The sequence below is a fragment of the Vreelandella venusta genome (genome assembly GCF_044809155.1).
GTDB lineage: Bacteria > Pseudomonadota > Gammaproteobacteria > Pseudomonadales > Halomonadaceae > Vreelandella > Vreelandella venusta_B.
Map to the genome: position 1 here is coordinate 3,075,022 of NZ_CP085241.1, position 13,047 is coordinate 3,088,068.

The 13,047-nt window shown below is 55.9% G+C and carries 17 protein-coding genes; 8 read left to right on the forward strand and 9 right to left on the reverse strand.

Features of this window, described 5'->3' with window-relative positions; all coding sequences use genetic code 11:
* Positions 1 to 4: 4 nt before the first annotated feature.
* The 5 genes from ribF to LG301_RS14305 form a co-directional block, all read right to left on the reverse strand.
* Positions 5 to 1,042, reverse strand: coding sequence for a bifunctional riboflavin kinase/FAD synthetase (gene ribF / locus LG301_RS14285; protein WP_404471824.1), 1,038 nt, complete (start codon positions 1,040 to 1,042; stop codon positions 5 to 7).
* 111 nt (positions 1,043 to 1,153) lie between these two features.
* Positions 1,154 to 2,731: a murein biosynthesis integral membrane protein MurJ gene (gene murJ, locus LG301_RS14290; protein ID WP_404471825.1), complete on the reverse strand. Its 1,578-nt coding sequence runs from the start codon at positions 2,729 to 2,731 to the stop codon at positions 1,154 to 1,156.
* Positions 2,732 to 2,857: 126 nt separating this feature from the next.
* Positions 2,858 to 3,124 carry a 30S ribosomal protein S20 gene (gene rpsT, locus LG301_RS14295; RefSeq protein ID WP_009097974.1) on the reverse strand — a complete coding sequence of 89 codons (267 nt, stop codon included), beginning with the start codon at positions 3,122 to 3,124 and terminating at the stop codon, positions 2,858 to 2,860.
* Positions 3,125 to 3,371: 247 nt separating this feature from the next.
* Entirely contained in the window at positions 3,372 to 3,830 is a 459-nt protein-coding gene (locus LG301_RS14300; RefSeq protein ID WP_404471826.1) for a hypothetical protein, read from the reverse strand.
* Between the two features lie 49 nt (positions 3,831 to 3,879).
* Positions 3,880 to 4,530: a rhodanese-like domain-containing protein gene (locus tag LG301_RS14305; RefSeq protein WP_404471827.1), complete on the reverse strand. Its 651-nt coding sequence runs from the start codon at positions 4,528 to 4,530 to the stop codon at positions 3,880 to 3,882.
* 234 nt (positions 4,531 to 4,764) lie between these two features.
* On the opposite strand from LG301_RS14305, the gene LG301_RS14310 reads away from it, so the two are divergent.
* Complete coding sequence (locus tag LG301_RS14310; RefSeq protein ID WP_404471828.1) at positions 4,765 to 5,718, forward strand: co-chaperone YbbN; 954 nt, start codon at positions 4,765 to 4,767, stop codon at positions 5,716 to 5,718.
* Between the two features lie 9 nt (positions 5,719 to 5,727).
* Here the strand turns inward: LG301_RS14310 and LG301_RS14315 are convergent, their stop codons facing one another.
* Positions 5,728 to 6,900: a MalY/PatB family protein gene (locus LG301_RS14315; protein WP_404471829.1), complete on the reverse strand. Its 1,173-nt coding sequence runs from the start codon at positions 6,898 to 6,900 to the stop codon at positions 5,728 to 5,730.
* 37 nt (positions 6,901 to 6,937) lie between these two features.
* Between LG301_RS14315 and LG301_RS14320 the strand changes: the two genes are divergently transcribed.
* The gene (locus LG301_RS14320) at positions 6,938 to 7,369 is read left to right on the forward strand and encodes a hypothetical protein (protein ID WP_404471830.1); all 432 of its coding nucleotides are present in this window, start codon (positions 6,938 to 6,940) and stop codon (positions 7,367 to 7,369) included.
* 2 nt (positions 7,370 to 7,371) lie between these two features.
* On the opposite strand, the gene LG301_RS14325 is transcribed toward LG301_RS14320, so the two are convergent.
* Positions 7,372 to 7,731 (reverse strand): hypothetical protein, encoded by a 360-nt coding sequence (locus LG301_RS14325; RefSeq protein WP_404471831.1) that lies wholly within the window; start codon positions 7,729 to 7,731, stop codon positions 7,372 to 7,374.
* 115 nt (positions 7,732 to 7,846) lie between these two features.
* Here LG301_RS14325 and LG301_RS14330 point away from each other — a divergent pair, with 115 nt between their 5' ends.
* The 5 genes from LG301_RS14330 (at position 7,847) to LG301_RS14350 (ending at position 10,612) form a co-directional block, all read left to right on the forward strand.
* Positions 7,847 to 8,653 carry a hypothetical protein gene (locus LG301_RS14330; RefSeq protein ID WP_404471832.1) on the forward strand — a complete coding sequence of 269 codons (807 nt, stop codon included), beginning with the start codon at positions 7,847 to 7,849 and terminating at the stop codon, positions 8,651 to 8,653.
* A gap of 59 nt (positions 8,654 to 8,712) precedes the next feature.
* Positions 8,713 to 9,123, forward strand: coding sequence for an acyl-CoA thioesterase (locus tag LG301_RS14335; RefSeq protein ID WP_404471833.1), 411 nt, complete (start codon positions 8,713 to 8,715; stop codon positions 9,121 to 9,123).
* 43 nt (positions 9,124 to 9,166) lie between these two features.
* Positions 9,167 to 9,469: a hypothetical protein gene (locus tag LG301_RS14340; protein ID WP_404471834.1), complete on the forward strand. Its 303-nt coding sequence runs from the start codon at positions 9,167 to 9,169 to the stop codon at positions 9,467 to 9,469.
* Positions 9,470 to 9,481: 12 nt separating this feature from the next.
* Complete coding sequence (locus tag LG301_RS14345) at positions 9,482 to 10,003, forward strand: DUF501 domain-containing protein (protein ID WP_404471835.1); 522 nt, start codon at positions 9,482 to 9,484, stop codon at positions 10,001 to 10,003.
* Positions 10,004 to 10,066: 63 nt separating this feature from the next.
* Complete coding sequence (locus LG301_RS14350) at positions 10,067 to 10,612, forward strand: TIGR00730 family Rossman fold protein (protein WP_404471836.1); 546 nt, start codon at positions 10,067 to 10,069, stop codon at positions 10,610 to 10,612.
* 31 nt (positions 10,613 to 10,643) lie between these two features.
* Here the strand turns inward: LG301_RS14350 and LG301_RS14355 are convergent, their stop codons facing one another.
* Together LG301_RS14355 and LG301_RS14360 are read right to left on the reverse strand one after the other, a co-directional pair.
* Entirely contained in the window at positions 10,644 to 11,153 is a 510-nt protein-coding gene (locus LG301_RS14355) for a hypothetical protein (RefSeq protein ID WP_404471837.1), read from the reverse strand.
* Positions 11,154 to 11,181: 28 nt separating this feature from the next.
* Complete coding sequence (locus LG301_RS14360; protein WP_404471838.1) at positions 11,182 to 11,676, reverse strand: tetratricopeptide repeat protein; 495 nt, start codon at positions 11,674 to 11,676, stop codon at positions 11,182 to 11,184.
* A 250-nt stretch (positions 11,677 to 11,926) separates the two neighbouring features.
* Between LG301_RS14360 and LG301_RS14365 the strand changes: the two genes are divergently transcribed.
* Positions 11,927 to 12,958, forward strand: coding sequence for an NADP(H)-dependent aldo-keto reductase (locus LG301_RS14365; protein WP_404471840.1), 1,032 nt, complete (start codon positions 11,927 to 11,929; stop codon positions 12,956 to 12,958).
* The last annotated feature ends 89 nt before the right edge of the window (positions 12,959 to 13,047 follow it).

The following is a 13,047-nucleotide window of genomic DNA, read 5'->3' on the forward strand; positions in this document are numbered from 1 at the left end:
CCGGTCAGCCGTCGTTAGCATCGGCGGCGTTATCCGCCGAGGTGAAATCAGAAGAAGCGGTCTCACGCCCAAGCGGGGCCGAGGCCAGCGGAAGAGTATTCATACAGCCAGTCGCCGCTGCCGCAAAGTAGCGGCGCGCTCTGGCTTGATCGTGTTCAATTTGCGTTTTTAGCGCATTAAAATCGTCAAACTTCACTTCCCCACGCAGCCGCGCGCAGGGGTAAACCGTCAGCCGCTGACCATAAAGGTCGCCTGAAAATTCCAGCAGATGAACTTCCAGCGTGGGCCGTTCAGACCCCACCGTGGGCCGAAATCCGACGTTCGCCACCGCGGGGTAACGCTCGCCGCTCGCAAGCTCAGCCACTACGGCAAACACACCCCGCAGCGTTAACGGCTGGGGTAACAGCGGCAAATTCGCGGTGGGCACCCCAATAGTACGCCCTAGCTGCTGGTCACGCACCACGCGCCCATGAAGTGAGTAGGGCCTGCCTAGCAAACGGGCTGCAACCTCAAAGTTTCCGCTGGCTAACAAGGTACGCACACGGGTGCTGGAGACTCGCTCGTCATCGACTTTAAAGGTCCGCGTGTGCTCTACGCCAAACCCTTCCACCTGGCCGACGGTTTCCAGCAAATTGAAGTCACCTCGGCGGTCGCAGCCAAAGCGGAAATCATCGCCCACCACCAGGTGTTTCACCCCTAAACCGTCGATCAGAACCTGATCGATAAACTCGCGTCCCGTCAGGCTCCGCAGGGCATCGTTAAACGGCAGGCAGAGTACCTGCTCGGCACCATGGTCACGCAGCAGGCGCACTTTTTCCCGCAGGCGAGTTAAGCGCGGCGGCGCTTGGTCACCGGCAAAAAACTCCCGCGGCTGAGGCTCAAACACCACCACGGTCAACGGCACATTTAAGCGCGCCGAATGCTCACGGCACTGCTCCAGGATCGCCTGATGGCCGCGGTGCACGCCATCAAAATTACCGATGGTAGCAACACAGCCACGATGAGCCGTTGTCAGATTGTGCAGACCTCGAATGACGTGCATGGCGCCTCTTGCCGTTTAAAAGCATTTGATTATAACGAACGCGCTGGTCAGGTGCAGGAGAAGATGACCTTCACCATGGCATTACTCTCTTTTTTACCTTAGTGCTGCAGGTTAGCTATTCATCTTAAAGTGACGCAGCCGCAGGCCAAACGCCGTTAGCCAGGTAAAGTAAAGCCCGCCGCCTAACACCACTAGCCCTGCCACCCAGCGAATGCGCTGCCACAGCTCAAACTTCAGCCATGCCTGCCAGTCAGGAGCAATGAGATAAAGCGCGATACTCATCAGCGCGCTACCACCTACCAGCTGAACTGCGTAGCGCCCCCACCCTGGCTGAAAGATCAATACCTTCTGGCGGTAGAGCAAGTAACCCAACAGGCCGGCATTTAAAAACGCCGACAGCGCAGTGGCTAGAGCCAAACCTGCATGGGCCAATGGCCACACCAGTATCAGGTTAAATACCATGTTAGCCACCATGGCGATAATGCCGACTTTCACCGGGGTTTTGGTATCCTGTCGAGCAAAGAAACCCGGTGCTAGTACCTTGATCAGCATAAACGCCACCAGCCCAAAGGCATAAGCGCGCAGGCTCATGGCCGCCATTTGGATATCGTGATCGGTCATCGCCCCATAGTGGAATAGAGTAATCAAAAACGGCTCCGCTAAGAGCGCCAGCGCCAGCGCCGCAGGCACGCCAAGCAGCAGCACCACACGAATCGCCCAATCCAACATCGCAGAGAAGTGCTCGGTCGACTTCTCCGCATGGCGCTTAGAAAGCGCGGGCAGAATAATCGTGCCTATCGCGACGCCAAACACCCCAAGTGGCAGCTCAACCAATCTATCTGAGTAGTAGAGCCAAGACACGCTGCCCGCCACTAACAGCGACGCCAGCACGGTATCCAACAACAGGTTAATTTGCGATACCGACACGCCAAACAGCGCGGGCGCCATAAGCTTGAGAATACGCTTAACGCCCTCGTGGGCAAAGTTAGGCCAGGGCGTCGGCAGCAATCCCAACCGGAGCAAAAACGGCACTTGAAACGCCAGCTGGGCAGCACCTGCGATGAGCACCCCCCAAGCGAGCGCCATGGCGGGCTCTTCAACAAGCGGCATTAAAAACAGTGCTGCGCCAATCAATGAAAGGTTGAGCAGTACCGGGGTGAAGGCGGGCACCGCAAAACGGTTCCACGTATTCAGCACGCTGCCAGAGAAGGCGGTTAACGAAATCAGCAGCAAATAGGGAAACGTCAGCCGCAGCATATCGGCGGTCATCGCCAGCTTTTCGGGGTCGCGCCCAAAGCCAGGGGCAAACACCCACACCAGCCAAGGCGCACCCAGCATCGCCAAGGCGGTGATGAGCGCTAGCATCGTCGTTAAGCTACCCGCTACCGCATTGAGCAGCTCGCGGATCTCCTGCTTACTGCGTTGGGTGGAGTATTCAGAAAGGACAGGGACAAACGCTTGGTTAAACGCCCCTTCGGCAAACAAGCGCCGTAAAAAGTTGGGGATCTTAAATGCCACAAAAAACGCATCAGCCCCGTTGCCCGCCCCCAGAAACGTGGCCACCACGACATCGCGCACCAGCCCCATGACCCGCGAGAGCATGGTCATGGCACTGACCACTAACCCAGAGCTCATCAGCCCGCGGCGCGGAGGCGACATATTTGCTTGTGGTGGCGTGTTGGCGGTCATCACTCAATCCATAGCACTAAAAAACATAGCGACTAAAAACAAGAAACCCAAAGACGCCGCGGGTAATGCGACGTATAGACACAAAAAAACCGGCCGCAGCCGGTTTTTTATAGGGCGCCTGCCGACTTACGCCGCCAGAGCCTTAATGCGCTTGTTCAAGCGGCTTTTTAGACGTGCTGCTTTCTTTTTAGAAAGAACGTCTTTGTCAGCGATGCGGTCAACAACCGGCTGCATGACTTTGAACTCTTCCATTGCTTTGCCATGGTCGCCAGTGTTGATCGCTTTGATCACACGCTTGATGTAGGTGCGGACCATGCTGCGCTGGCTGGCTTTCAGGACGCGACGAGTCTCGGCCTGGCGGGCGCGCTTGCGTGCTTGCTTGCTGTTCGCCACAGGTATCTCCTTGGAGAATAAGGGCTGCCTAAAGACGGCAACGAATTAACTATGTGTTTGTCGACTATGCATTGGATACTTGCAGTAGCACGACACTTCCGTAACAACCAATTGATTTGAAAGTATTTTAAGCACTTCCAAACAGTGTAGCGAGCAGTCTAAAGGCTGCCCGCCCACGGGTCTTGTCTGAGAGGATGGCATAGTCTATCACGCGTAAAGCGCCCTTACTAGCAACTGTCAATCGCTTTTAGAAGCTATACACAGGGATCGCAGGGTCACGCATCATTTCGGCAATCGCGCCTGGTGCAGCCACGCCTACCCCCTCAAGCAAGTCCTCTTCGGTATAGTCGGTATTGGGCAGGTAAATGGCACACACATCCACCCCCACACCTTCACCCATCAGCATTTGCAGCATGCCTTCGGGCTTCACTTCTCCAGCGGGATTGCTTGGCGGCGTTTTCACTGCCTCTTCACTGGCATAGCCTTCCACCGCTAAATCGCCCGCCGCATCGCATAAAAGAATATGCAGGTCCGTGCCTTGCTGACGCATGGCGTTGCCTAAAATCATTGCCATCGCTTGTGTCTGCACAGCATCACTGGTGAGCACCATCAACGCCTGCTCGCCTTGCTCAGCGTGGTGATCTGCTAGCGCAACGGTCGGGAGTGCTAACGCCAGTGAACCCGCTAGTAGTGTCAGTTTACGCATGGTTATTTCCTTTCGTTAAGGTTAATAGGTGTGGAGTGACGCTGCACAGCTACGGTGTTTCGTACCAAGCAACGTCGGGGTTAATCTCATAGCTCCAGGGCAGGCCAGAGTTGCGCCAACCGTTACGGGCGCGTACTCCCTTAGAGTCACCGTCCGCCAGTGTGCCTCCCTCGAAACCATCGCTAACGGAATAAACCTCTGAGTACCCCATCTCTGCGATGGCATCAGCGGCTGGTGCACTGCGTGTCGCACCAGAGCGACACATCACAATAATCGGCGTGTCAGCATCGGCACTGTGCGCCTCCAGAGCAGCTGCCACCTGTGCCGCAAAATCGCTGTTACGCGTCATGGGCCATGTCTGACTTTCGCTATCAAACTGCGAACGATCAGCCAACACCCACGGCACGTGGATATCGGTAGGCTCAGCAAACCCGGTAAATTTGATTTCAATGGGGTCACGCACATCAATAAGCAGTGCGCTCTCGTCGTGTTGCAGCAGCTCAAAGGCCTCTTTGGCAGTTACATAAAGACCTAAGTTAGTCTCTCTGTAGGCGGGAGCCTCCTCTGCAACCGCAGCGCCGACGCCTCCCGCCAGCAGGGCGCATGCAGCCGCTACTCCCACTAAGCCCCGCGGCAATGAAGAAGAGGTCCGTAGCAGCAGCGCGTGGGTATAGGCACCGTTAGCAGCATAATCATTCATAACAAAACTCTCTATTCAAATAACTCATTTGAATATACTAGTAGAATGCGGGCTATGTGCAACTGTGGCGCGTTGTCACTCGACAAAAGCATGAGGTGCGTCAAAAAAACAGAACGAACGGGCTGACTGAGCAGCGTGGCGCTGGGGGTTTATTTATGCCTGCTTCCTTGAATCCGCCACGTACTGCCTGCATATCACTCGGTAACCTTTTTTCATGCGAAACAGAGTCTACCCATGTCGATTATTGATCCCCGTACAGGGAATCCGCTTACCGCAGATCCCGCTGATACCGGTAGTGCCCAAAATGCTCAGGCAGGCACTGAACGCCCCTCCGTAGCCCCTGAAGACGTCATCATTGAGTTGAACGCAAATAATATTCAGCAGGTACTCGAAGCCTCTATGCAGGTCCCTGTATTACTGGGCGCCTACTCCCCCAGTGACAGCGCCTGCAACACCCTTGTTACGCTGCTAGAGAAACTCGCGGTTGATTACGCGGGTGCGTTTTTACTAGCGAAGCTAGACATCACCGCTAACCCAGAGATTGCCGGCCAACTTGGCGTGCGCTCGGTTCCCGATGTCAAACTGGTGAGCCAAGGCGGCTTAGTCGATGGCTTCCAGGGCGCACTGCCGGAAAAAGAGGTGCGTGAGTGGCTAAACCGTTACTTCCCCGCTCCCGGCGATGCGCCACCGAGTCCCGAAGAGCAAGCAGAAGAAGCGCTAACGGCAGGCGATGCACCCGCCGCACGCGAGATTTATCAATCGCTGGTCAGCCAGTACCCGGAGCACTACGCCTATCAGGTGGGCCTAGCGAAAGCGCTGGTAGCCGAAGGCCGTGGTGAGGATGCGCGCAGCGTGCTGGATAACTTACCTCCCGAGGAGCGCGATGCCGCGCCCGCACGCGGCGTGCGCGCCAGCATTGAATTCAGCGAACAGGCACTTTCCAGTGAAGAGATCGCTGCGCTCGGCGATCGTACAGACAGCGATGCTCAGTACCAGCGAGCGCTGCGCCAAGTGGCCGACGGCCAGTACGACGCAGGCCTGGAAGCACTGCTCGCGTTAATGAAGCAGGACCGCGCCTATAACGACGACGCGGCCCGTAAAACCCTGCTGCAAGTCTTTGACGCGCTAGGCGCCGACCACCCGCTTACCGTTACCTATCGGCGCAAGCTATTTGCTTTGCTGTACTAATTAGCGCTATTAGTTCGGATCAGGCTTTAACAGCCGATCCATGCGCACCAACGCCGCTTCTAACTGGGAAGCGGTGGTGCCAAAGTTAAGCCGCACAAAGCCAGGGCTGCCAAACGCAGCGCCGTCAGAAAGCGCCACGCCCGCCTGCTCAAGTAGCGCCTTGGCGGGCGACCCACCCAACCCCGCTTGACGCATGTCGAGCCACGCTAAATAGGTGGATGCGGGCGGGCTTAACGCTACTCCAGGCCATAACGCGACGCGCGCCTCCAAGCTAGCGCGATGCTCCCGCAAGATCTCTAAAAGCGCCTGACGCCAGGATTCGCCGTCACGATACGCCGCCTCCGCGGCCACTAAACCCAGCACGTTGCCATCTGGCAAAAAACCTTTCGTGGCAGCAGCGAAGCGCTTACGCAACGCAGCATCTGGAATGATGGCACAGGCGCTGGTCAGCCCTGCAAGATTAAACGTTTTTGATGGCGCCCATAGCGTGATGATTCGCTTGGCTAACTCAGGAAACATCGCGGCTAAAGGCCGGTGACGAGCGCCTCGATCCAACAGAAGATCGCAATGCAGCTCATCAGATACGACCCACAGGTCGTGGCGCTCTATCAACGCCGCCAGCTGGCTAAGCTCTTTCTCACGCCACACCCGCCCGGTGGGGTTATGCGGATGACACCATAGCAGCAGCCGCGTTTGTGGGGTAATCGCCGCCTCCAGCGCATCAATATCCAGCTGCCAAGACTCGCCAGCAACCGTTGGCTCAGCTAACATCGCCTGCTGGGCTAGCCGCCCCGTACGCTCGGCAACCGCCAAAAACGGCGGGTAGATAGGCGCAATGGTGAGCACGCCTTCGCCGGGCTGAGTCAGTGCCATGGCCGCAAAATGCAGCGCTGGCACCACCCCTGGTAGCCATAGCTGCCAATCTGCCTCAATGGGCCAATCGTAATGGTGAGCGCTCCACTGGCACAGGGTCTCTGTTAGCGTGGCGGGCACTTCGCCATAGCCATAAACACCGTGCACAACCCGCGCTTTTAAGGCATCAATCACCGCCGGCGGAGAGCGAAAATCCATATCCGCTACCCATAACGGCAGTACCTCCGCCTCATAGCGGTGCCACTTTTGCGATGCATAACCGCCGTTAGGGTGGCGCCGTTCAACGGGCGTGGCAAAATCAAACGCCATAACGAATCTCACTTATTGATGGGAGTAGATACCGAGCATGCCGCAAGATGACTTTTATACCAAGATGCGCGCGGGGCTTTCGGCGCTGCTGCGGCAGTGGCGCTCGCTGGGACAAGCGGACGCCGACCAGCTAGCACTCATCCTGGCCGAAACTGCCCGGGTCGCCAAGCTCGGCACGCCTGATGCTACACCTAGCGGCGCGACCCTTGAGCAGTGGAGCCAAGATGAGCAGGGTGAGATGCCGCTGTGGGCACCCCGGACCGCGGTATTCTTGCTCAATCAGATGCCTGCCCGCCCCACCCCGCAAAGCGAGGCAGAGGCCTGCGCATGGGCGTACTGTTGGCTGCGCAACCGCGCATTTGATTCGCTGCAGGCCGCTCAAGATGCACTGCCCGCCCACTTAAAAGTGCCTTTAGAAAAGGCTTTAGAAGCCGCCTGGCGTGACCAGCAAGGGCTGCGCTTAGTCTAGTATCAACGACGCTTGCGCCCCGACGACTTAGGTTTAAAGCCTGCGGGTTTGGTGGCCAGCCAGGTTACAAAGGCATTGATCTCAGCATCCTCTTTCAAAGCGTCAAGCGTGGCAAAATCGTCTGCCAATTCCCGCTCGCTGTAGAGCCGATGGATATGCTTATGGCATGGGTGGCAAAGCCATACAATCGCCGTTAGACGCTCTTCGCGGCTATGGCGCTTTTGATAGCGCGGCTTGTTATGCAAGGTGCGCGGTATCAGGTGATGCTTCGTTAGCGGCGCAGCGCGTAGGCAAAGCTCACAGCCGGCAGGCTTTGGCGGTGGCGAAAGTAGATGGGCCTTTAACTTATCAGAGCGCGTCACGATCGTGGCAACCTCGCGTACAGGCAGCGCAAAACATGAAGTAATGCGTCAAATAGTGCTACACCATTACGACACAGTGATAATAACGGTACAATAATGTGAAGGAAAACACCTTATGATAGAAGTTCCACTTACCTGGCAGCTCGCTAAACTGGGCCTTTCAATTGGTATGGTGCTCGGGTTAGGCGCTGTTGCAGTGCGGGCTAGCCCGCGCATGGCCGGGTTACTCGCAGGCTATCCATTAGGAACCGCGCTGGCACTGTTTTTTATCGGCTTAGAGCTATCCCCCGAATTTGCGACTCAAAGCGCGGTACATACCCTTGCGGGCTTTACCGCCTCTATGGCGCTGGGGGCTGGTTATCTTGTGATGGGCCGCCCGCCAGGGTTAAAGGGGATCTTAAGCGGCGTAGCGGGAGGGCTTGTTGCTTGGTTAGCAGTCAGCAGTGTACTTGCCCAATTCAGCTTTACACGGGTCAGCGGCACGCTGGTGACCCTCGCGGCTATTGCCGTATTTAGCTGGCTGTTTCGTAGGGTACCTGACGTTAAAAGCCCAGCTAGCCGGGCACTTTCCTGGCCGGCACTGGCCACGCGCGCAGGGCTTGCAACGGTCATCATTTTTATCATCACCCGTCTGGCACATTGGCTACCGCCGGAGTGGGCAGGCACGCTAGCGGCGTTTCCCGTCACGATGCTGCCGTTTCTGCTAATCCTGCACCTCAATAACGGCCATGCCCCGGTCGCAACGGTCATTAAGCACTACCCTATGGGCCTGGGTTCGCTGCTTAGCTACACCTTATGTGTTTCATACACCTACAGCACTATGGGGCTTTTTTGGGGCACCTTGGCGGGGTTTGCCACGGCGACCCTGTGGCTACTTGGCTGGATGCAGTTAACCGCTTGGTTTAAACGCCGCGCTACTTGACCAAGCGCTCGCTAGGGGTAATTCTGGCAAGCCTAAGCCATTAATAATAAGGATCCCCAATGTTTACGCGTACTATTGAGCCTGCTTTTTACGACACTGATGCGCTCGGCCATATTAACAATACCCGTTTGCCTGCCTGGTTTGAGTGGGCGCGTAACGATCTTTTTAAGCTATTCACCCCAGACCTCAACCCTAAGCAGTGGCGCTTAATTATGGCGCGCATGGAAGTCGACTACCGCGCTGAACTGTTTTACGGTCACGATATCGAATTACGTACTTATCTGACGCGTTTGGGCACTAGCTCGTTTACGGTGACTCAGGAAGCACGACAGCACGGAAAACTGACTAACCTTGGCCACACCGTGTTAGTGCAGTTCGACCATCAAGCAAAGTGTGCTGTGCCCATAGAGGGCGAGCTGCGCGAGGCGCTACTTGCTCACCTGCACGATGATGCACCAGAGCTTGCATAACGTTCATTTCCCACCGCGCATCGCGGTACGCTGGGAGCCTGCTATGGCGATCCGTTATAACCTTTGGATAGACCCCGACAATACGGCACAGCATCAAGCCGTAGAGGCTGATTTAGAGCGTTTCTTCATGGAACGCTTCGCCGATTACCCGCATATCCGCTTGTTCGGCGCCGACCCCTACGATTATGATGCTCCCTTCAATCGACTCTACGACGTGCTAATGGCCCGTGCGGCTGAGTATAGTGAGGAAAAGTGGCGGTATGTAGCGACCCCTGAACAACTTAACCGCTGCTTCTTCCGCGCCGTTGGCCGTTCCAATAAGTTTCTTCAAGACGACCCAAAGTGAGATTTCTACGCAATGGTAATTCGTACCGACCAAGCCCCCGACGAGCGCCAACTGGCCATTATTACGCAGCAGCTCGGACGGGCACCTCGCGGTATTGAAGCCGTTGCAGCCACAGACGCACAGGGCACTCCCTTGGTTCTTCGCATGGCCCCTATCGTGGATGGCAAGCCCTTCCCTACGCTTTACTGGCTCTGCTCCGACCTTCTTAAAATTGAAATCTCACGCATTGAAGCCGTGGGTGTGATTAAGTCGCTGGAGCAGCGCCTGCAGGAAGAGCCTGATTTCTTGGCCGCTTACCAACAGAGTCATCGCGACTACGTCGCGGCCCGCTGGCGCGCGATGAGTGAGGCTCAGCGCGAAGACGTAGCGCAACGGGGCTACACCGATGTACTCACAGAGCGTGGCATTGGCGGTATCAGCAACTGGCAGCAGGTGCGCTGCCTGCACACGCAGTACGCCCACCATCTGTGCGGTAATAATGTGATTGGCCAGTGGATGGACGAACACTACGACGTTCAGCGCTGCCTAAGCTAAACCGCCAACGCTACACCCACCCGCTAACTCACTACTCTCTTTTGCGATAAGGACGCCCTGACTATGTCACGCATTTGTGTTTACCTCGGTTCACGCGAGGGCAACAGCCCAGCGTTTCGCCAAGCTGCCAACGCGCTCGGCACAGCCTTGGGTCAGCGCGGCCACACCTTAGTGTATGGCGGCGCTCGTATTGGCTTAATGGGCGAATTAGCTAATGCAGCGTTGGCGGCAGGCGGCAAGGTCATCGGCGTAATGCCTGATCATCTTGTGGAGCGTGAGCAGGCGCACTTTGGTTTAACTGAGCTGATCCGCGTACCCAATATGCATGAGCGTAAGGCCACCATGGCCGCTAACGCTGACGCTTTTGTTACCTTGCCCGGTGGCATTGGCACTTTTGAAGAGCTATTTGAAATCTGGACCTGGGGTTATTTAGGGCTACACGATAAGCCCATGGGGCTACTCGATACCGAAAGCTTTTATGCACCACTACTAGCGTTTCTTGATAGCACTGTTAGCCATGGCTTTTTGGCCCAAACAACGCGCGATATGCTGGTAGATGCACCGACACCTAGCCAGCTGCTAGAAATACTAGAAGGACAGATACCGTAAGCAGAAAGAGCTGACAAACTACTACCGAGGATTAACGCGAATCCTCGGTTAGCTGTAGCGTTCGTTGGTAGGTTAGTTGCAGCAAGCGGGCATCTTCTCCCGCTCTGTGGCGATGGATGCCACGCTCAGCAATGACCGCCTCTTTCGTATCGCTCCACAGCGCCTGCTGCGCTTCACTGAGCAAAATACGCAGCGCCTCCAAGCGGAACCGAGGCAATAAGCCGGCATGGTGGAAGAGCAGCGATAGCCACGTATTATCGTATCCCCAGCTATCACTGTAAGCTTTGCCAATTTCACGCAGCTCGTCATTCAGCCAGCGTGCAACTTGTTGTACTGGATAGCCTTCCTGGCGCAGGCGCTCTTGGGAAATCCCATGTAGCAATTCTGCTTTAGGATCCCAATGCGTCCACTCATCTAATGGCTGAATAAGAAACGCGCAGCAGCTACCGTCAGCACGAGCAATGCCCACCTCAATTGGGTAGCTGCCACGACCGAATCCGGACGCTTCAATATCCAGCACTGTCGGTAGCGTCTCGGACACAGACTTCCTCATTGACTCATCACTGTGGCTAAGCCGTCGCCAGTTCGGTCTGCGCCTGACGATCGGCCAAACCTTGCCAGTAAGCCGCTTGCTCGTTATCTATTGCCAAGCCTAGCTCGCCAAGGCGATAAGCACGAGCAAGTCTTTCAGCCGCTAGAAAGTGGCCCGATTGAGCCGCACGGGCATACAACGTTACCGCATAATCTTCACGACGGGGATACTGCACGCAGCCATGCTCATGAATTTGGGCGGCTTGGTACTGTGACTTAATATCGCCCGCTTGAGCAGCTTCTAACACATAACGCGCTCCACGTGCCTTGTCGTGGGGTGACAAACTACGATGAAACAGCATATGGCCATAAATAGACAGCGCATCAGGATGCCCCGCCTCGGCACAGCGCTTGAATAGCTGCATCGTTAAACGTTGTGTACGCGGAGAATGCGGTAGTAACCAACGCGTATGAAATAGCTGCTCAGCAAGACGAAATTCTAGACGAGTAAACAATGATGATGCCTGCGGCATGGCAAACCACCTTGCCTGTCTGTTGAGATTTTTGGCTAGCAGTCGATGCTACTTTTAGACGGCTAACCCTACGAGTAACCAGCGCTCGGCCGGTCGATGGGCTGGCAAGCATACGCCTGCCTTCGCAATGACTCAACCCCATTGATTTGCTGCTTTAGGAGAGCCTCGCTAACATGCCTCTCACGCGCTGATATTTACAGCGGAGATAGTGCTTATCCTGAGGCTATTTCGCCTTACTAAGGAGATCAAAATGCAAACTCGCCCACTTGGCAGAACCGGGATAGAGGTCAGCCGGCTCTGCTTAGGCACGATGACGTTTGGCGAACAAAATAGTGAAGCAGAAGCCCATGAACAGCTTGATCGAGCCGTGGCTTTCGGTATCAACTTCATCGACACCGCTGAAATGTACCCGGTTCCGCCAAAAGCAGACACCCAGGGCTTAACCGAGGCGTATATTGGTAGCTGGTTAAAAGCTCGCGGGTCACGCGATGATGTCATCATCGCAACGAAAGCAGCCGGCCCTGGCTTAGACCACATTCGTGGCGGCCCCAAGATGAGCCGGGATCACCTTCATCAGGCCATCGACACCAGCCTTGAACGACTGCAAACGGACTACATCGATCTATATCAGCTGCACTGGCCTGACCGCAACACCAACTTTTTCGGCAAGCTGGGCTATACCCACTCAGAGCAAGAAGATGCCACACCGCTTGAAGAGACGCTCTCGGCGCTAAAAGAGCTTGTAGAGGCGGGAAAAGTGCGGGCTATTGGTCTTTCTAATGACACGCCTTGGGGTGTGATGCGCATGCTGCAGCTCTCTGATCAGTTGGGTTTGCCTCGCGTCGCTTCTATCCAAAACCCGTATAACCTACTGAACCGTTCGTTTGAGGTGGGCTTGGCGGAGATTGCCCATCGTGAAGATGTGGGTCTACTGGCCTATTCACCGCTGGGGTTTGGTGTGCTATCCGGTAAGTACCTCAACGGTGCCCAGCCGCCAAAAGGCCGCTTGACGCTATACGAACGCTTTAAGCGCTACACCTCACCAGAAGCTGAAGCAGCGACCCAGGCGTACGTTAATGTAGCCAAAGAGCACGGCCTTGACCCGGCGCAAATGGCGCTGGCGTTTGTTAACTCACGCAGCTTCCTCACCAGTAATATCATTGGCGCGACAACCATGGATCAGTTGGAAAGCAACCTAGCCAGCGAGAGCCTGAAGCTGGATGAGGAGATCTTCACCGCTATCGACGACATCCATCGTCGCATGCCCAACCCCTGCCCTTAACGACGCCTATGACAGCGATAGCCTCGGCCAGTGCCGAGGCTTGGTATAATCACCGTATCTATTTTTTCTTCTATCACGGGATAAGGAGC